This is a genomic window from Neptunomonas sp. CHC150, from assembly GCF_030397555.1.
Taxonomy (GTDB): Bacteria; Pseudomonadota; Gammaproteobacteria; order Pseudomonadales; family Balneatricaceae; genus Neptunomonas; species Neptunomonas phycophila.
In genome coordinates, this window is record NZ_JAPNXU010000006.1 from 160,239 (window position 1) to 178,531 (window position 18,293).

Below are 18,293 nucleotides of genomic sequence, written 5' to 3' on the forward strand. Positions count from 1 at the left end.
TAATAGGCTTAACCAGCCGGATTACGGTTAGGACGCGGTACAAGATATTGAGGTAGGTAATGGTGGCTGAACAAGGAACCGTTTTAGCGGATTCTTTTATAATGATGGTCGATGATGAACCCATCATGTTAGATCTTATTCAAGTTTTCCTTGAAGACGCGGGCTGCGAGCATTTTATGGGCTTGAGCGAGTCGACTCAGGCCGTAGAACAAGTGACTAATAATCAGCCAGACGTTTTATTACTCGATTTAGTGATGCCGGAAGTGAACGGTTTTGAGGTACTTCGCAGTTTGCGTAACCAACCAGAAACCAAGCATCTCCCTATCGTTGTGCTGACATCTTCCAGTGATGGACCAACAAAGCTAGAAGCTCTTGAGTTAGGTGCGACTGATTTTTTAGCTAAGCCCGTCGACCCCAGTGAACTGGTTTTGCGAGTTCGCAATATATTAACTGTTAAAGCCTATCAAGATCAGTTGGCTTACTATGATGCGTTGACGGGGTTGCCTAATCGTATTCTATGTCGTGACCGTTTATCAGCGGCGCTGAGCGCTCCGTGCGCTGACGATAGTCGTTCAGCAATTTTAGTACTGCGCTTATCCGGCTTTAAACGAATCAGTGACAGTTACGGTTCACGTATTGGAGATGCGTTACTTAAAGCAGCCTCTAAACGTTTAATAAATACCTTGATGTCGATCGATTTTTTATCGACAGAAAATGTTGCTGACGTTCAGCGATTAGTGGCGCGCATTGGTGCTGAAGAGTTAGCTGTATTGGTCCATGATGTAGGCACGCCAGAGAATGCATCGTTTATTGCCGAGCAGCTCGTTAATGCATTTGAACGTGCTTTTCAAATCGACACCTTTGAACTTTTTATGAACATTAGTATTGGTATTTCGTTAGCCAAAGATGATGGTGATGATGCTGATACATTATTGAAAAATGCTAGCTATGCCGCCGACTTCCTTGCAGAAGAAGGTGTGAGCCATATTAACTTCTACAGTGTAGAGGCCAATGAAGACTTAAAAGAACGCGTGGATCTTCAGCAAGATTTGAGAAAGGCGTTACAGACTAATGAAGAGTTTTTCTTGCTCTACCAGCCTCAAGTTGATGCTCAAACGGGTGTGGTTAAAGGGGGAGAAGCGCTGGTACGTTGGCGTCATCCGGTCAATGGTATAGTGCCGCCTTTTCTCTTTATCCCGGTAGCGGAGCAATACGGTTTAATGGTCGCGCTAGGAGAATGGATATTTAGACGTGCTTGTACACAGGCAGCGCAGTGGCAGCAAGAGGGAATGAAGGACGTTTCCATATCTATCAATGTATCTGGAAAACAGTTTAGTGCCCCCAATTTTGTTGATTTTGTAGCCCAGTGCCTTGCCGAGACTCAAGTTGACCCTTCGGGCATCATCATAGAGCTGACAGAGAGTTTGGCAATGGATGATGCGGCAGCAACCATAAATTTATTGCATGAGCTTAAGTCGTTAGGTTTGCAGATATCCGTAGACGACTTTGGTACCGGCTATTCATCGCTCAGTTATCTTAAGAACTTCCCATTGGATGAGCTTAAAATAGATAAAGCGTTTGTCGATGGCTTACCTAACGATAAGGGCGATCAAGCGATCACCTCTGCCATTATAACAATGGCGAAAAAGCTGAGCTTTAAAGTGGTAGCAGAAGGGGTTGAACACAAAGAGCAGGCTGACTACCTTGCACAGGCCGACTGCGATTTAATCCAGGGATACTACTTTTCTAAACCGATATTACCTGAAGAGTTCATGTCGTTTTATCGAGAACATTCTTAGGGTGGTTCAGGCATTTCAAAAAACGCTTCTCAAGGGATTACTGCATCGTAGAGCATCGTATTGCTCCACTCGTTGATGAAGCGTCTTTGTTTGAGTTGGTCTAAATACACCATCAATGCAGGCCCGAGAGGGATGGGCTTAAAGCGTAAAGGATAGTCCTGAGTCAGTTTGCCGCTGGTAAAGGGGCCTTGTGCTTGCGGGTGCAACGCAATTAAACCGCTGTCATCTGCGATAATTTGCTGCCCTTCAATGGACAGCAGAAAGCGTAAAAATGCCTTAGCATTGGTTGGATTAGGCGCCTGCTTTGTAATAAAGGCGACGCGACTCATGACCAAGGTGTAATCTTGCGGGAAAATAACCCCGATATTGGGGTCGGTTTCGGCATGTTTCATTACGTAAGAGCCTAATAAATTGTAACCGAGCACTGATTGGCCATTGGAGAGGTTTTCGATGATTTGGCTGGTACAGCAATGCAGGTGGGTGACCACTCGGCCTAAATTTTCTTTTAAGCGGCTACTAATACTTGAGTTAATTTCGTCCTGCGAAGCAAATAAATAACCAACACCGGAAAGGCGTATATCGTAAGAGTCCACTCTGTTAGTGTAAAACTGGGTGTGGTTGCGTAATGAAAGCGCTAATTCCTCATGGGTTTCGGGAGGAATCAATCCAGTGAACGCTGCTTTATTGTAGGCAATAACGACGGGTTCGAAGGTGAAGCCAAAAGCTTCGTTTCTCCAGTTTGCCCATTGAGGAAGTGCTTGCGTTACTGGGTCGGTGAATGCCTGAGCATAACCGTCATTCACTAATTTGATTTGTAAGTCCATCGCAGAGCTAATAACTAAATCGGGCATTTGCTTTGACGTTAAATGTTGAATGCTATGGTAAAGCTCGCTCGTTTGATATTCCTGATAATCGACGGTGATGTGTGGCATGCGTTGTCTAAACGCAGCAATCACAGGCTGGATAGCTTCGGTGTCAGTCGCACTGAAGATAATGAGTTTTTCTTGGGTATTGCCATCCGTTAGCGCGCTGACAGGTGTGATTGTCAAAAAATAGCTCAATAAGATAAGTAACCCTGTTTGGCGAAGTCTTACTATCATGATGCAGTGCTCTTGGGCAGTTGAATCGTCACTGTTAATCCGCCTCTTGCGTTAGTCGACAAAGTCAGTATTCCATTATGAGCTTGGACAACCGTTTCTACTATGGCTAGCCCTAATCCAGACCCCGTTGTTTTTTGAGATAGCCGAGTAAATCGTTGCAGTGCTTGGCGGCGCATGTATGCCGGAATACCGGGGCCGGAATCATCGATTTGGATAATAAATTCAGCCGCCGTTTTATGAGTTAAAACGATATCGATATGGTTGTTGGGTGGTCCGTATTTGATGGCGTTGTCGAGCAGGTTCTTGATAGCTTCACGTAGGCTTATGTTGTCACCCAGTAATTTACAATCTGTTTCATCGGCGTGGTATGAAAACTCAATATCAGTATGGGCATGGTCGCGCACTACCTCTGTTAAAACGCTTTGCATGAGTATATTGATATCAATGATTTGCGGCTCTTGGGTGTCACTACGATGGGTGACCAGTGCATGAGCTAACAATTGATTGGCTAAACGCGTTAGTTGTTGTAGTTGATCCTTTATTTTCTTTAAACGTGCTGACATCTCGTGGGGATCGTCTGTTTGCAGTGCAATGTCGAGTTGTCCTTGTAATCCACCTAAGCTACTGCGAATTTGGTGCGAGGCATCAGCGATAAATACTTTCATAGTATCTAGGTTGTTAATGAGCTGCTGCTGATAGCTATTAATAGCGTCAACCAACGGTGCTATTTCGTGAATCGGTGTGGCTTCTAAATTATGGTGTTGAGTGGCGCTGTGCGATTTTAGTTTTTGTGACAGCGTACTTAAAGGCTCTAAGGCTCGCCTTACCCCTAACCAGACAAGTATTAATGTGAGCAGCAGGATGCCTAGCAAAGTGGCGATGGCGCTATAAAATATTTCGTCGGCTAGTTCTTGTCGGGCTAATCGGGTTTGGCCTAGTTTGATAGTGACCCAGCCATGAGCTTCGGGTGCAATGAGACGTTTGCTTTGTGCAACTAAACTAAGGGCTTCGCCGCGGTAATTTGCAGTATAAAACTCAGGTTCGTTGTGTGGGCGATAATCGTTAGGGGAGGGGATGTTTTTATGCCCAGTAAGGTGCTGTCGGTTATGGTCAATGACTTCATAGAACACTTTATCACTGGGCGCTAATTCAAGCATGGAAAGTGCCGCGTAGGGTAGGTCTAAATCAATTTGCCCGTTGCTGACGGTGACACGTTCTAAAATGGACAAGCTAGCGCTGTTGAGTAGCCTATCAAAAGAGATGTCAGCCGCTCGGCGAGCGTAATCCCATACGCCAGCACTGAGGATTACAAACACTAACGTCATTAGCAGAGCGGTGCGTACAATCAGTTGCTGACGTAATGAATAACCCGCTTTAGTCATCGATATGCCCTAAATAACCGAGTCCACGAATAGTCTTTATTAATAACGATGAATTGGCGAGTTTTCTTCGTAAGCGAGTTAACGTTTGCTCAATAGCGTTAGGTGTGTGTGCTTCGTCAAATGTGTACAAACGGTTGGCTATTTCTTCTTTCGTTAATACGCGGTCTAAATTATTTAGAAAAAGCTCCAGTAGCTGCACTTCGCGTAAGCGTAATTCGACGAGCTCGCCGTTCACTGTGACTTGGTGTGTCGCTAAATCAAATACAAGATTTCCGCAAATCAGGGCGTTGCTGGCTTCGCCTCGTTCACGACGAAGTAAGGCACGGCAACGGGCTGCTAGCTCACGAAAGTCGATGGGTTTTACCATGTAATCATCTGCGCCTAAATCTAAGGCGCTTACCCTATCATCGATTTCGGCACGTGCAGTAAGGATGAGTACCGGTATTGTTTTTCCTTTACTGCGTAACGATTGCAATAGCTGGTAACCACTACGCCCGGGTAGGTTTATATCTAAAATCAACAGGTCAAAGTCATCCCAGGATAGCGTGCGTTCGGCTTGCTCTACCGAAATAGTCCAATCCAGTGGATGGCCTATTTGACGGAAGTATTCTTGGGTGGCGTCTGCCAGCGTTTCATTGTCTTCTATGAGGAGTATTCGCATTCGCTAAGCATATCGGCGCCGATAAATTGCGCAATCTCTTTGTTATTTTTTCTGTGCTTGTCAGGTAGCTGTCAGCTTGAAGGATTATATTTCATGGGCGCTAAGAAGCGCCTATAAAACTAACAACAAAAAATATCTATTCTGGAGATGCTCCCATGAAGTTAAAACTTCACGCGCTAGCGATAGCGGCTGGTCTTGCAACGGCTATGAATGTTATGGCTTACGAACCTTCAAAACCTGAATGTATTGCACCGGCTAAACCGGGCGGTGGTTTCGATTTGACGTGCCGTATCGTATCTAACGGCTTTAAGGAAGCGGGTATTACCGACATCCCTATGGCGGTTACATTCATGCCAGGCGGCGTGGGTGCAGTGGCTTATAATTATATCAATTCAAACCGTCGTGATGATGGCAACGCTTTAGTGGCTTTTAGCTCTGGCTCGTTGTTGAACATTGCTCAGGGCAAATTTGGTCGTAAGTTAAGTGAAGATGATGCCCGTTGGGTAGGCGCGGCAGGTGTTGATTACGGCGCCGTTATTGTTAAAGCTGATGCTCCTTGGAATACATTAGCTGAGTTAGTGGCTGATGTTAAAAAAGATCCGACTAAATATGTATTGGGCGCTGGTGGTGGTGTTGGCAGCCAAGATTGGATGAAAGCCGCTATTTTGATGAAATCGTCTGGTGTGGATCCAAAAACAATGCGCTATGTTGCCTATGAGGGCGGTGGTGAAGCAACAGCGGCGTTACTGGGCGGACATATTCAAATTTATCCGGGTGATGTGGGTGAAATGGTTGGTCAGCTAGAAGCTGGCAAACTTAAAATGCTAGCGGTAATGGCTCCTGAGCGTTTAGAAGGTGAGTTTGAAGCCATTCCTACTGCCAAAGAGCAAGGCTATGATGCTGAGTGGACTATTCTACGTGGTTTTTATCTAGGCCCAGACGTGTCTGACGAAGCTTATGATTACTGGGCTGCCCAGTTTGATAAAGCGTATGAGAACGAGGCCTTCTTGCAAACGGTACAAGATAAAGGGCTTATTCCTTTCAAAATGTCGGGTGATGAGTTCGACTCATATGTTAAAAGTCGCGTAGGTTATATGCGTGATCTTGCAAAAGAAGCTGGCTTAATTAAGTGAGACTAGGCATGTATGACCGCATTTTTGCGGGTGCATTGCTGCTGCTGTCCGGACTGATTGTCTGGGCAGCGCTTAAGCTAGATGTACCCTTCCAGTACGAGCCTTTAGGCCCTAAAGCGTTTCCAGTAATTTTGGGTGTGATCTTAGCCATCACATCTGTGTGGCTACTTATTAAACCCAGTAAGAATGATTGGCATCCTTCCAAAGAGATCTTGGGGAAAATCCTAGCAGGTCTTGTGCTAATGACCGTTTATGCCGCTTTGTTTGAGCATGCAGGCTTTATTGTGGCGACATTCATTGTCGGTGGTGTATTCAGCTGGTTATTTGGCGAAAAGCCGATTCGCGCTGGCGTTTATGCACTGGTAATGAGCGTGGTTAGCTACTTCTTGCTGTCTTCTTTGTTGCAGCTCAATGTTCCTTCTGGCACTTGGTGGGCCGGCGTCTTCTAGGGAGTTGATCGATGGATGTTTTAAGTTATTTAGCGACCGGATTTTCCGTGGCGCTGCTCCCGCTCAACCTTTTATTGGTTTTGATGGGATGTTTTATTGGCACCTTGATCGGTTCTTTACCGGGGATCGGTCCTATTAACGGTGTTGCTATTTTATTGCCACTGGCTTATGCCTTAGGTTTGCCGCCTGAATCGGCATTAATATTGTTGGCAGGTGTTTACTACGGAGCCGAGTATGGTGGCCGGATCTCAAGTATTTTGTTGAATGTCCCAGGGGACGCGGGCGCGATTATGACAACGCTTGATGGTTATCCGCTTTCACGCAAAGGTGAGGGTGGTCGAGCATTGGCGTTATCAGCGGTGAGTTCGTTTGCTGGGAGTATGGGCGCCTTACTTTTAATGGTATTCACGGCTCCGCTTTTAAGCCAATTGGCGATTAAGTTTGGTCCATCTGAATACGTTTGGTTAATGGTTTTTGCCTTTACGTGCTTAGCGACTATGGTGGGTAGTCGTCCCGTTAAAACGTTGGTAGGGGTGGTTATTGGCTTGCTTTTAGCGACCGTAGGGATCGATTCAGGTACAGGCGTTTTACGTTTTACAATGGGTATCCCGAATTTCTTCGATGGCATCGACTTTTTAGTGGTTGTTATTGGGATGTTTGCTATCAGCGAAGTGTTTGTTCTTCTGGAATCTTGGGCACGTAATGATCTGAAAATAACACCTGTGGGTAAAAGCTTTGTGACCTTTGCTGACTTAGTTGCGGTTAAATGGGTTGTATTGCGCTCAACGCTATCGGGCTTCTTGATAGGGGTCTTGCCAGGTACGGGGGCTTCTATTGCCAGCGCCGTTGCCTACGGTACCGAAAAACGGTTTGCTGAGGGTAAAGACGAGCACTTTGGTGAAGGTGATATCCGCGGTTTAGCGGCACCAGAAGCGGCTAACAACGCATCTGCTGCGGGAGCCATGGTACCTATGTTGACGTTGGGAATACCGGGTAGCGGAACCACCGCTATACTGCTGGGCGCACTCATGATGTTTAACATTACACCTGGGCCACTATTGTTTGAGCAACGTCCTGAAATTGCTTGGGGCCTAATTGCATCGATGTTTGTGGGCAATATTGCGTTATTAGTCATGAACTTACCAATGATCGGTTTGTTTGTTCGCTTGTTGTCTATTCGCCAAGCTTACTTGGTTCCTGTAATCGTGATGCTTACCTTTATTGGTATCTATTCGATTCATGGTGATAGTTTTGATTTGTTCTTTATGGTGGTGCTGGGCGTTATTGGCTTTATCCTTCGTAAGCTTCACTTCTCATTGGCTCCAGTTATCTTAGGGCTTGTGCTAGGCGAGGTATTGGAAGAAAACTTACGTCGTGCATTGTCAATTAGTGGAGGCGATTGGAACATTTTACTCAATGGGCCAATGACCTATGGTTTAGCTGTTGCCACTGTGTTAGCTATTGTTGCCCCTCTGTCCATGCGCGTGCTTAAGAAGCGTAAAACGATGGCTACTGCTGCCGAAGTGGATGAGTAGTTTGTTGTAAAGGTTCTGTCGTTTTCTGCCTAGCAGGAGATTTTTGGGGTGGCCTTTGGTTGCCCCTTTTTTTTGGTTTAAGGAGATTAGCTCAGTATGTGGTTAATCATTAGGACACTGTTTATTGGTGTTTGCGGGTCATTCCTAGCTCATCTTGTTGGTTTGCCATCGGCGTGGCTAGTCGGGGCGCTGATTTCTGTTGTAGTGGTCGCGATCAGTGGCATTAAAGTCGCTATGCCTAAGTCAACCTCATCAATGGTCAGTTTGTTTTTGGGTATATCTGTTGCGCTTAACATCGAAGCAGATTTGATTGATCAACTCATCTACTGGGGACAGTCCGCCGTGTTGATGTGCGGTATGATGGCTGCGTTACTGGCAGTGACCTACCGTTATTATGCCCGTTTACCGGGCTGGAAAATGAATGAGGCTCTCTTTTGTGCGGTGCCGGGTAACTTAGCGATAATGTTGGCCATGGCACAAAACACTAATGCAAATGTGCGTCGTATTGCACTGACTCACAGCGTTCGTTTGTTGTTTCTTGTTTTTTTGGTTCCTCTTTTCTTACCTCTTGCCGAACGTGAAGTTACCCTTAGCGGCTTTTATATTGAGCATCCAGAACAAATGATAGCCACGGTGTTTTTAGCCGTTATCCTGGGCTGGATTTTGGGTAAAGTGCGAGTTCCGGCAGCCATGCTGGTTGGGGGGATTGCCGCAACACTCATTTTGAAACTGAGCTTTGGGTGGCATTGGAAGTTTCCGGAAATGATGCTTCTCACTCTACTGGTGTTTTTGGGCTGTGCGATCGGGTCTCGCTTTGATGGTTTGGTGCTACGAGAGGTTATTCCAGAACTAAAAGCGGCAATGGGCGGCTTGATTATTACACTCATTATTTCCGGGAGCTTTGCGGCTATTTTGCATTATTGGAATGACATTCCTTGGACGCAAGCAATGCTGGCTTATGCACCTGGAGGAATGGAGGTGATGGTCGCTATAGCGATGAATCAAGAGGTGGATGCTTTATTTGTTGCAACCCATCAAATGTTTAGGATGTTAACCATGAGTATGGTTATACCTGTGCTGATGTTTTGGTTGGATAAGAAGCGTACCCTCATGTGATTTTGCGATCATCGCTGAAACGATGATACCATCAGTGAAAAGCCCTGTTTCCCGCAGGGCTTTTTAGTTATACACCTGCACCTTAATGAAAATTAGTCTCTCTTGGAAGATTAGGGTATATGCCAGCCAGCCCATTAATCGTGTTTGAAGCACAGCTCTTAAAAGACAACTTTGCACGTGACCCCGTTCAATTAGCTGCCGTGAAGCGGTTGGACGACATTCATAAAGAGCTAACACTCCCGCCTAAAAGAAAGGGTTTGTGGGGGGCGACTCCTCCTGTAAAGGGGCTTTATATGTGGGGTGATGTGGGCCGAGGTAAAACGTTCCTTATGGATTTGTTTTACGATAGCTTGCCTGAAAAGGGAAAGTTACGGATGCACTTTTATCAATTTATGATGCATATCCATGCTGAAATGAGGCTGGTGAGTGGTCAGAAGAATCCTTTAGACGTTGTCGCGCGGCGTTTAGCTAAACGGTGCCGTGTTTTATGCTTTGATGAGTTTTTTGTCACGGATATTGGTGATGCCATTTTGTTGGGAGGTTTATTGAAAACCTTATTTGAAAGTGGTGTCACATTAATTACAACGTCTAACATCCCTGTTCGTTTGCTATTTATGGATGATTTACACAAGCATAAATTTGACCCAGCCCGGGCATTATTACAACAGTACATGCATGAGTTTCATTTAGACGGTAAGGAAGACCATCGCCTACGGCATATGGAGTTAAAAAAGACGTTTTTTAAAACGCATGAAGTACTACCCGATGCACTGTTTGATCAGCTTAATCAGAATGCGCCTTACGAAAAAAACAGCGCTTTACTCATTAATCATCGACAAATGATCCCTCAACGGTATTCGGGTCAGGTCGTTTGGTTTGATTTTAACGATATATGCTCAGGCCCAAGGGCGCCGCAAGATTATGTAGAGCTGGCGAACAAATTTTCCACGGTATTGATTACTGGCGTACATGCTTTAGGTGGAGAAATACGAGACTGGATTAAAGCGCGTGGCACGGAGGACGGCAGTTACGAGCCAACTGAGACAGGGAATAGAGTGGTAAAATATGCGCGTTTAGACGACGCTGCGCGCCGGTTTATTGCCTTGGTTGATGAGTTATATGATCGGCGTGTTAATTTGTACTTAGTGGCCGACGTGGCCTTTGAAGATCTTTACGGGGGCGGGGCGCTAAGCTTTGAGTTTGCACGAACTCATAGCCGTTTGATCGAGATGCAGTCTCTTGAGTATCTCAATCAAACGCCTATTCATCACGCTGTATAACGCGTCTTTATTGCGCTAGCTGTAGAGCCATTGGCCCATGAGTAAGCTACCGACATAACCAACGCTGTAGCAAAGCAAGAGTAAAAAGCTGTACTTCATATAACGGAAGAAGCTTAGGCCGTTCACTTTACTCATAGCGACTATACCAGCCGCAGAACCTATCACTAACAAGGAGCCGCCTACGCCAACAGCGTAAGTTAGGGATAGCCATTGCGCAGGGTTCATCATAATGCCTGCTTTTAGCAAAGCAGCGGTTAATGGCACGTTATCTACTAAAGCTGACAGTAACCCGAGGAAGTAATTGGCCAGTTCGGTTGGTAGTAAATCGTAAATTTTTACCATCTGATCAAGTACGCCAATATCTTTAAGCATACCTACCAGTAACAAAATGCCTAAAAAGAAAAGTAGTGTGTCGTATTCTATGAGCCGCACATAGTCGAGCAAGCTTTCACGCTTTTCATCTCGGTATAAAATTTGTCCCAGCAAAAACATAACTGATAAACCGAAGAGGAACGTAAGTACAGGAGGAACACCAGCTATCAGGTTTAAGAGAATGGTGGCTAAAATAGTGCATAAAAACAGAGCCGCAATACCGAGGCCCGTTTTATCGTATTCTACGTTTTTTCTCTGTAAGACAACGATATTGTTCGAGCCAATACTTAACAGGCTTGCTAGTAATAAGACACTGCAAAAGGAAGGAATACTGAGCCATAACAGGTTATCAATTGATGCTTTTCCTTCTAGGAAAATCATCAAAGTAGTGACGTCACCTGTGATTAAGGAAACCCCTCCCGAGTTAACAGCAAAGACCGATAGTACGGCTAATCGCATGGTTCGATTTTTAGGTAGGCCCAGTGACATGACTAACGTGATCGATACTAAAGTGGCAGTGATGTTGTCTGATAATGATGAAAACACAAATGCGAAAGCTGCGACTAAAAAGGTTACACGGCGCTCTGAAATTTGCTTTGGTAAGCAGCGGTGTATGATCGATTCAATCAGGCCTTTTTGGTTGAGGAAAGCCACAAAGGTCATGGCGGCCATTAAGAACAGCCACAGCGAAGCTATCTCCATAAGGTTTTCACCTAGAGCCTCGTTTAGCGATTCTGAACTTGCACCGTGGGGCGGCGACAAAAATAAAATTAACCAAGCCAACGTACCAAAAAATAGAGTAGTTTTGGCTTTATTAATATGAGTGACTTCTTCGAGTGCTATGAACAAGAAGGCTGCCAATGCGATGAGCAGGAGCAAGATGGTCATTGAAAGTATGATCCAAAATTATTATTAAGGTTGAACAAAAAAGGCCCTTTTATTTTTCCTGAGTCGAAGAAATAAAAGAGCCTTGCCTAAAAGAATGTGTTCACATATTTGCCGCTAAGCAAATAGAAACAAAACTATCGGCTTTGAGTGAAGCGCCGCCTATCAGTCCGCCGTTAATATCGGGTTGCCCAAATAACGTTGCTGCGTTATCTGCATTGACGCTACCGCCGTATAGAATGGATAAATCCGAACCTATAGCTTCGTTATGTTCACGCACTAGGCCTCGAATAAAAGCGTGTATGTGCTGTGCTTGCAGCGGTGTGGCGGTTTTGCCGGAGCCTATTGCCCAGACAGGCTCATAGGCGATAATTCCTTTGGAGAGTGCCTCTACACCAACAGCGTTAATAACTGCACTCACTTGCTCAGCAATCACTTGCTCTGCGTGGCCCGCTTCGCGTTGCTCAAGTGTTTCGCCCACACAAAGCACAGGTATAAGGTCTGCCTCGAGTGCAGCTGCAAATTTATTAGCAACCACCTGGTCTGATTCATTGTGCATAGCACGGCGCTCAGAATGGCCTACTAACACAAAACGCGTTTTAAGGTCTCGCAGCATGTCGCCCGATACTTCGCCAGTGTAAGCCCCTTCTTTTGCACAGCTCAGATCTTGAGCGCCCAATAATATGGGCCGACGGAAAAGCTTATCGCTAGTTTGCTGTAAATAAGGAAAAGGGGGGCAAATAGCCACATCAACTTTTGTCAGAATAGGGAGCTTAGATAGAATCCCTTCTATTAAGCGGCAATTGGTTATTTTGGAACCGTGCATTTTCCAGTTCCCGATAACATACATTTTAGGCATATTAACTACTCCGCTTAACGTTGGCCTGGTAGTTCTGATCGCCCACGATAAGGAGCGCTTCCTGCGGTTTCCTCTTCAATGCGCAGAAGGCGGTTATATTTAGCGACACGGTCGGAGCGGCAAAGAGATCCCGTTTTTATTTGGCCTGCACAGGTTCCAACAGCAAGGTCTGCAATCGTAGTGTCTTCTGTTTCACCAGAGCGGTGGGAAATGACGGCGCGATAACCCGCATCTTGAGCCATTCGTATCGCGTCGAGTGTTTCAGTAAGTGTACCAATCTGGTTGAATTTAATCAGAATGGCGTTCCCAATTTTCTCATCAATGCCGCGTTTAAGAATTTTGGTATTGGTAACGAATAAATCATCGCCAACGAGCTGAGTTGTAGCACCTAACTTACGCGTTAAGTAATTCCAACCAGCCCAGTCCGACTCATCCAAACCGTCTTCTATTGAAACAATAGGGTGCTTGTCCGTAAGACTGGCTAAATAATCGCTGAAGCCTTCGGCGTTAAATGTTTTCCCCTCACCGTTTAGCTGGTATTGCCCTTCGTTGTAAAACTCGGAAGCAGCGCAATCTAATGCTAGGGTGAAGTCATGACCTAAGCTGTATCCCGCTAGCTCGATAGCTTCGCGGATGACCACTAGGGCTTCTTCGTTGCTGCTTAGATCCGGCGCAAAGCCGCCCTCATCACCAACCGCTGTATTTAAGTTGCGGCTCTGGAGGACTTTTTTTAGTGCGTGGAAAACTTCAGCGCCCATGCGAAGTGCTTCACGAAAACTGGTGGCGGACACCGGCTGGATCATGAACTCTTGGATATCAATATTGTTATCGGCATGCTCGCCGCCATTAATGATATTCATCATGGGAAGTGGCATGCTGAACTGTCCAGGTTGTCCGTACAATTCAGCTATGTGCGCATACAAAGGAATGTTAAGGTCAGTAGCGGCCGCTTTTGCGCAAGCCAGTGATACCGCTAAAATTGCATTAGCCCCTAAATCCGATTTGTTCTCGGTGCCGTCCATTTCGCACATAGCATCATCTATTGCGCGTTGGTTTCTGGCATTTAAACCTTTGAGTACTTCGCAAACGCGATTGTTAATATTATCTACGGCTTTTTGGACACCTTTTCCCAAATAGCGACTCTTATCTCCATCGCGTAGTTCAAGAGCCTCGCGGGAGCCTGTGCTAGCACCTGAGGGCGCACAGGCGGTGCCAACAATACCGTTTGTTAGTATTACATCGGCTTCAACAGTGGGGTTGCCACGAGAATCCAATATCTCGCGGGCTTTAATTTCCTGGATGATGCTTGTCATTTTTATAAGTTCCGGGATCATTTTTAAAACGGATTTAGTGAATGTCGCTACCTACCTTAACGACTTTCATTGTGTTGGTGCCGCCCTGGGCGTTGACATAGTCACCTTTGGTAATGATAACGAGATCGCCTTCTTCAACCACGCCACGACTGACTAGCTCGTCGACGGCTAAGCGGTTGATTTGTTCGTTAGGGATATCGTCAGCATTAAACGGTACGGTTTTAACGCCGCGATAAATGGTGACTTTGTTTTGGGTACGTGGATGACGTGAAAAAGCAAAAATCGGTTGGCGAGATCGAATACGTGACATTAGCAACGGAGTTGCACCTGTCTCACTCATGCAGATGATCGCCTTAACACCCTCTAGGTGATTAGCTGCATACATCGCGGATAGGGCAATCGTCTCGTCTACGTAAGTAAACGCTTCATTGATTCGGTGCTTAGAGGTTTTACTGTGCGGGTGGCGTTCTGCGCCCACAATGACACGTGCCATCGCCTCTACCGTTTCGATAGGGTAATCACCGGCCGCCGTTTCGCCTGAAAGCATGACGGCATCAGTACCATCTAACACCGCATTCGCGACATCGAATACTTCAGCGCGTGTAGGAAGAGGTGCATGAGTCATCGATTCCATCATTTGCGTCGCTGTAATGACAAATCGGTTAAGTGTGCGCGCACGGTCGATGATCAGCTTTTGTACTCCAATCAGTTCGGCATCACCAATCTCTACGCCCAGATCCCCACGAGCAACCATCACACCGTCAGAGGCTTTTATAATACCGTCAAGGGTTTCTACATCGGCTACTGCTTCGGCGCGCTCAATTTTAGCAACTAGCCCAGCGTTGCAACCGGCTTCTTTCATCAAACGGCTGGCTTCTTCCATATCAGCGGCATCACGAGGGAAAGACACTGCTAAGAAATCAACGCCGATCTCAGCCGCAACATAAATATCGCGCTTATCTTTTTCTGTTAATGCTGCCGCGGATAGGCCACCCCCTTTGCGGTTGATGCCTTTATTGTTTGAGATAGGCCCGCCCACTAATACGTGACAGTGAATCTCTTGGCCTTCCACAAACTTAACCTCAAATTCTAAACGGCCGTCGTCTAGCAAAAGGATATCGCCAGGACGAGAGTCAGCGACAAGCTCTTTATAATCGATACCTACGCGCTCTGACGTGCCTGCATCACGATCAAGGTTTGCATCTAGAATAAAGTTTTGGCCGTTCTTGAGTATCTCTTTACCATTTGCGAAGCGAGAAATACGAATTTTAGGGCCTTGCAGATCGCCTAAAATGCCGACAAAGCGTTTATGTTTAGCCGCAAATTCGCGTACCAAGTTAGCTCGCTCTTTGTGGTCTTCTGGGCTTCCATGCGAAAAATTCATGCGGACTACATTAACGCCCGCAATGATCAAGCCTTCAATAGCCTCGGGGGAGTTAGTTGAAGGGCCTAACGTAGCGACAATTTTAGTTCTGCGTTGCATGAGAAACCTCAGTGTGATGCGTTCATCAATGCTAGGGTATTATCCAGCATGCGGTTAGAGAAGCCCCATTCATTGTCATACCATGACATGACTTTGACTAAACGGCCGTTAACTCGCGTTTGGCTCGCGTCAAAAATAGAAGAGGCAGGGTTGTGGTTAAAATCAACAGACACTAGCGGTAGAGAGTTGATTTCTAAAATGCCTTTTAAAGCGCCGTTAGCGGCCTTGCTTAGAATCGAGTTCACTTCTTCTACAGTGGTGTCGCGGCTTGCTACAAAGCTTAAGTCAACCAATGAAACGTTGATGGTTGGCACGCGAACCGCCATGCCATCCAATTTCCCGTTAAGTTCTGGCAACACTAAACCAACGGCAGCGGCAGCACCTGTTTTTGTTGGGATCATTGAATGGGCAGCTGCACGAGCACGATACAAGTCTGTGTGATATACATCGCTCAGTTTTTGATCGTTAGTGTAAGAATGGATAGTGGTCATTAAACCGTTTTCTATGCCTAACTCATCATTTAGCGGTTTAGCGATCGGGGCTAAACAGTTAGTAGTGCAAGAAGCGTTAGAAATAATGTGGTGATCGGTATTTAATAAGTGGTGGTTGATGCCGTGAACAACGGTTAAGTCTGAATCATTAGCAGGTGCAGAAATGATTACCTTTTTAGCACCGGCTTCGATGTGGGCTGCGGCTTTTGCTCGGCTTGTAAATATGCCAGTGCACTCGTATACGACATCGATGTCGTTTTCGCCCCAAGGAAGATCGCTTGGGTTGCGTTCAGAAGTGATTTTAATGATGTCACCATTGACGATGATGCTGTTATCGCCAAGCTCTACTTCACCATTGAACCGGCCATGCACGGTATCAAACTTTAAGAGATGTGCATTGATCTCCGCATCGCCTAAATCATTGATAGCGACGACTTGGATTTGTTCACGGTAGCCAGACTCATATAAAGCTCGCAACACGTTACGACCAATACGTCCAAATCCGTTAATAGCAACTTTAATTGTACTCATGGTGACTCCTATTATTTTTTTTGATTCACGCATCAGTGTGTTGAGAGACTGATTTGTGAAACGTTTATTTTATATAATACATTATTGGAATTAGCATTCTAATAATTATGTGATTAGTAAACGCACTTTTGGGCTATAGCCGATTTTAAGAAAGCCACTGAGTGCTTAATATGTAGTAAAATAACATAATAAATGTTCTTTTTGTAAGCGCTTAAGCTTAAATTTTTGTTTTATTACGAAAAGATTTTGTTTGAGTTACAAGTTTCATGCAGTGGCTTGTTACAATGGCTTACGGGAATAAATATTTCATTTTGAAAATCAAATGCTTACAATCGAACATTAATGAAAACAAATAGACATTAACGAACGTCTGATGCATACATGTTGAAAAGAAGGGAATTGTGAATCTAACCAATGCTACTAAATCAGATTGCATTCTAGTGTGCGTAACCTTGCTCGCCGCTGCAGGGTGGATCTTTTCAAAAGAGGCTCTTTCTGGTTTACCTCCTCTTTTTTTTATTGGCTCGCGCTTTTTGGTCGCTGGTCTAGTCTTAACGGCTTTCGGATGGAGGCCTTTATCGAGATTGGGGCGTCGAGGCTTACTCAGAACAGCGTTGGTCGGGTTATCGTTTGGCGTAGCGATGATTTTTTGGATCTTAGGTTTACATTACGCTAATCACATTGGTGTGGGGGCTTTTATTACCAGCTTGGGTGTTATTTTAGTACCTGTTGTGGCGCTGTTTTTTGGAGATACACCCAGCAAGGCTATTTGGCAGTCATTACCTTTTGCCATTGCGGGCTTGGCAGCCTTATCACTGGATAGCCACTTTGTTATCGGGTTTGGTGAGTTTTGCTTTCTTTTGTCGGCTATCTTTTTTGCGTTCACTTTTAACCTTAATAGCCGCGCCGCTGCTAAAACGTCGCCTATAGCATTAGCGGCGATTCAATTAATAGTGGTGGGTCTCGTTGCTCTTCCCGTTTCGTATGTAAGTGAAAGCTGGGCATTTGATGTGAGTACTTCAATTTGGGGTTGGTTTTTTGCCAGTATCTTTATTGCCACTAGCTTACGTTTTTTTATGCAAACATGGGCGCAAAGCTTATCAACCGCCAGTAATGCTGCAGTTATTATGACATTAGAACCCGTCTGGACAGCCATGCTAGCCGCGTTGTGGTTCGGTGAAACTATGTCGTTTATGCAGTTATTAGGTTGTTTGTTAATTTTTAGTGCTTTATTAGTCAGCCGTTGGCGTAGTGTTCGGCAGGTGTTGAGATCTCTGCTCAAATGAAATTGATGACGGCGCTGCCGTAAAAATGACACTCCATTTATTTGAATTACCTTGTGGGCCAATGGCTGTATAATCCGCGCGTTTGTACGGCGTAAACCAAATGGACGTTATGATGAGCGAAGCTAAAAGACCGGTTCAAATATGGGTAGATGCTGATGCATGCCCAAAAGCGATGAAAGAGATTCTGTTTCGTGCAGCAGAGCGCGTGGGTATTATGACGACACTAGTTGCTAACCAGTCTCTACAGGTGCCTCCGTCTCGATTTATCAAAGCGAAAACGGTGCCAACAGGTTTTGATGTAGCGGATAACGAAATAGTGCGCCAAGTGCTCAAAGGGGATTTAGTGATTACCCAAGACATTCCGTTGGCTGCTGAAGTCATGGAAAAGGGAGCCGATGCGCTGCACCCGCGTGGTGAGATGTATTCTCGCGAGACTATCAAAGCAAAAGTGACTATGCGTGATTTTAATGAAACCCTAAGAGCCAGTGGTATTCATACTGGAAAGACGGCAACGTTAGGGCCAAGAGAAAAGCAACAGTTTGCAAATCAATTAGATAAATGGATAGTTCAGAATTTTTCTCATCGTTAGTCCTTAGTCTATGTGGTGTTTAAATTCTA

Annotated in this window: 16 protein-coding genes; 8 read left to right on the forward strand and 8 right to left on the reverse strand. The window is 45.4% G+C overall.

Going from position 1 to position 18,293, the window contains the following annotated elements; genetic code table 11:
- Positions 1 to 59 precede the first annotated feature (59 nt).
- Positions 60 to 1,799, forward strand: coding sequence for an EAL domain-containing response regulator (locus tag OW491_RS06805; RefSeq protein WP_290035277.1), 1,740 nt, complete (start codon positions 60 to 62; stop codon positions 1,797 to 1,799).
- Between the two features lie 29 nt (positions 1,800 to 1,828).
- On the opposite strand, the gene OW491_RS06810 is transcribed toward OW491_RS06805, so the two are convergent.
- The 3 genes from OW491_RS06810 to OW491_RS06820 are packed head-to-tail and all read right to left on the reverse strand — an operon-like array spanning position 1,829 to position 4,942.
- Entirely contained in the window at positions 1,829 to 2,899 is a 1,071-nt protein-coding gene (locus tag OW491_RS06810; RefSeq protein ID WP_290035278.1) for an ABC transporter substrate-binding protein, read from the reverse strand.
- The gene (locus OW491_RS06815; protein ID WP_290035279.1) at positions 2,896 to 4,281 is read right to left on the reverse strand and encodes a sensor histidine kinase; all 1,386 of its coding nucleotides are present in this window, start codon (positions 4,279 to 4,281) and stop codon (positions 2,896 to 2,898) included. The genes OW491_RS06810 and OW491_RS06815 overlap by 4 nt, the downstream gene beginning before the upstream one ends.
- Positions 4,274 to 4,942 (reverse strand): response regulator transcription factor, encoded by a 669-nt coding sequence (locus tag OW491_RS06820; RefSeq protein WP_075172486.1) that lies wholly within the window; start codon positions 4,940 to 4,942, stop codon positions 4,274 to 4,276. Before OW491_RS06820 ends, OW491_RS06815 begins: the two co-directional genes overlap by 8 nt.
- Before the next feature lie 155 nt (positions 4,943 to 5,097).
- Between OW491_RS06820 and OW491_RS06825 the strand changes: the two genes are divergently transcribed.
- From OW491_RS06825 to zapE, 5 genes are all read left to right on the forward strand, one after another.
- Positions 5,098 to 6,075, forward strand: a complete 978-nt coding sequence (locus OW491_RS06825; protein WP_290035281.1) for a tripartite tricarboxylate transporter substrate binding protein — start codon at positions 5,098 to 5,100, stop codon at positions 6,073 to 6,075.
- A gap of 8 nt (positions 6,076 to 6,083) precedes the next feature.
- The gene (locus OW491_RS06830) at positions 6,084 to 6,524 is read left to right on the forward strand and encodes a tripartite tricarboxylate transporter TctB family protein (protein ID WP_075172484.1); all 441 of its coding nucleotides are present in this window, start codon (positions 6,084 to 6,086) and stop codon (positions 6,522 to 6,524) included.
- An 11-nt stretch (positions 6,525 to 6,535) separates the two neighbouring features.
- A complete protein-coding gene (locus OW491_RS06835) occupies positions 6,536 to 8,059 on the forward strand; it encodes a tripartite tricarboxylate transporter permease (RefSeq protein ID WP_075172483.1) in 1,524 nt (507 codons plus the stop codon).
- 96 nt (positions 8,060 to 8,155) lie between these two features.
- Complete coding sequence (locus OW491_RS06840; RefSeq protein WP_290035282.1) at positions 8,156 to 9,175, forward strand: AbrB family transcriptional regulator; 1,020 nt, start codon at positions 8,156 to 8,158, stop codon at positions 9,173 to 9,175.
- 119 nt (positions 9,176 to 9,294) lie between these two features.
- Complete coding sequence (zapE, locus tag OW491_RS06845) at positions 9,295 to 10,455, forward strand: cell division protein ZapE (protein WP_290035284.1); 1,161 nt, start codon at positions 9,295 to 9,297, stop codon at positions 10,453 to 10,455.
- Between the two features lie 15 nt (positions 10,456 to 10,470).
- Here zapE and nhaD read toward each other — a convergent pair whose 3' ends face one another.
- From nhaD to gap, 5 genes are all read right to left on the reverse strand, one after another.
- Positions 10,471 to 11,715, reverse strand: a complete 1,245-nt coding sequence (gene nhaD / locus OW491_RS06850; RefSeq protein ID WP_290035286.1) for a sodium:proton antiporter NhaD — start codon at positions 11,713 to 11,715, stop codon at positions 10,471 to 10,473.
- Between the two features lie 100 nt (positions 11,716 to 11,815).
- Positions 11,816 to 12,571, reverse strand: coding sequence for a triose-phosphate isomerase (tpiA, locus tag OW491_RS06855; protein ID WP_290035287.1), 756 nt, complete (start codon positions 12,569 to 12,571; stop codon positions 11,816 to 11,818).
- Between the two features lie 14 nt (positions 12,572 to 12,585).
- Complete coding sequence (gene eno / locus OW491_RS06860) at positions 12,586 to 13,884, reverse strand: phosphopyruvate hydratase (RefSeq protein ID WP_290035289.1); 1,299 nt, start codon at positions 13,882 to 13,884, stop codon at positions 12,586 to 12,588.
- 34 nt (positions 13,885 to 13,918) lie between these two features.
- Positions 13,919 to 15,367 carry a pyruvate kinase gene (gene pyk, locus OW491_RS06865; RefSeq protein WP_290035291.1) on the reverse strand — a complete coding sequence of 483 codons (1,449 nt, stop codon included), beginning with the start codon at positions 15,365 to 15,367 and terminating at the stop codon, positions 13,919 to 13,921.
- A gap of 8 nt (positions 15,368 to 15,375) precedes the next feature.
- The gene (gene gap, locus OW491_RS06870; RefSeq protein ID WP_290035292.1) at positions 15,376 to 16,389 is read right to left on the reverse strand and encodes a type I glyceraldehyde-3-phosphate dehydrogenase; all 1,014 of its coding nucleotides are present in this window, start codon (positions 16,387 to 16,389) and stop codon (positions 15,376 to 15,378) included.
- 401 nt (positions 16,390 to 16,790) lie between these two features.
- Here gap and OW491_RS06875 point away from each other — a divergent pair, with 401 nt between their 5' ends.
- Both OW491_RS06875 and OW491_RS06880 read left to right on the forward strand, forming a co-directional pair.
- Complete coding sequence (locus tag OW491_RS06875; protein ID WP_215151925.1) at positions 16,791 to 17,675, forward strand: DMT family transporter; 885 nt, start codon at positions 16,791 to 16,793, stop codon at positions 17,673 to 17,675.
- A gap of 100 nt (positions 17,676 to 17,775) precedes the next feature.
- Positions 17,776 to 18,264: a YaiI/YqxD family protein gene (locus OW491_RS06880; RefSeq protein ID WP_246283235.1), complete on the forward strand. Its 489-nt coding sequence runs from the start codon at positions 17,776 to 17,778 to the stop codon at positions 18,262 to 18,264.
- Positions 18,265 to 18,293: the final 29 nt, after the last annotated feature.

What these genes read in the sequence shown, in the direction of transcription:
- nhaD (WP_290035286.1), bottom strand. Translation starts at nt 11,715, where the DNA reads ATGACCATCTTGCTCCTGCTCATCGCATTGGCAGCCTTCTTGTTCATA.
- zapE (WP_290035284.1), top strand. Translation starts at nt 9,295, where the DNA reads ATGCCAGCCAGCCCATTAATCGTGTTTGAAGCACAGCTCTTAAAAGAC.
- OW491_RS06830 (WP_075172484.1), top strand. Translation starts at nt 6,084, where the DNA reads ATGTATGACCGCATTTTTGCGGGTGCATTGCTGCTGCTGTCCGGACTG.
- OW491_RS06835 (WP_075172483.1), top strand. Translation starts at nt 6,536, where the DNA reads ATGGATGTTTTAAGTTATTTAGCGACCGGATTTTCCGTGGCGCTGCTC.
- eno (WP_290035289.1), bottom strand. Translation starts at nt 13,884, where the DNA reads ATGACAAGCATCATCCAGGAAATTAAAGCCCGCGAGATATTGGATTCT.
- pyk (WP_290035291.1), bottom strand. Translation starts at nt 15,367, where the DNA reads ATGCAACGCAGAACTAAAATTGTCGCTACGTTAGGCCCTTCAACTAAC.
- OW491_RS06840 (WP_290035282.1), top strand. Translation starts at nt 8,156, where the DNA reads ATGTGGTTAATCATTAGGACACTGTTTATTGGTGTTTGCGGGTCATTC.
- gap (WP_290035292.1), bottom strand. Translation starts at nt 16,389, where the DNA reads ATGAGTACAATTAAAGTTGCTATTAACGGATTTGGACGTATTGGTCGT.
- OW491_RS06815 (WP_290035279.1), bottom strand. Translation starts at nt 4,281, where the DNA reads ATGACTAAAGCGGGTTATTCATTACGTCAGCAACTGATTGTACGCACC.
- tpiA (WP_290035287.1), bottom strand. Translation starts at nt 12,571, where the DNA reads ATGCCTAAAATGTATGTTATCGGGAACTGGAAAATGCACGGTTCCAAA.
- OW491_RS06810 (WP_290035278.1), bottom strand. Translation starts at nt 2,899, where the DNA reads ATGATAGTAAGACTTCGCCAAACAGGGTTACTTATCTTATTGAGCTAT.
- OW491_RS06825 (WP_290035281.1), top strand. Translation starts at nt 5,098, where the DNA reads ATGAAGTTAAAACTTCACGCGCTAGCGATAGCGGCTGGTCTTGCAACG.
- OW491_RS06805 (WP_290035277.1), top strand. Translation starts at nt 60, where the DNA reads ATGGTGGCTGAACAAGGAACCGTTTTAGCGGATTCTTTTATAATGATG.
- OW491_RS06820 (WP_075172486.1), bottom strand. Translation starts at nt 4,942, where the DNA reads ATGCGAATACTCCTCATAGAAGACAATGAAACGCTGGCAGACGCCACC.
- OW491_RS06880 (WP_246283235.1), top strand. Translation starts at nt 17,776, where the DNA reads ATGGACGTTATGATGAGCGAAGCTAAAAGACCGGTTCAAATATGGGTA.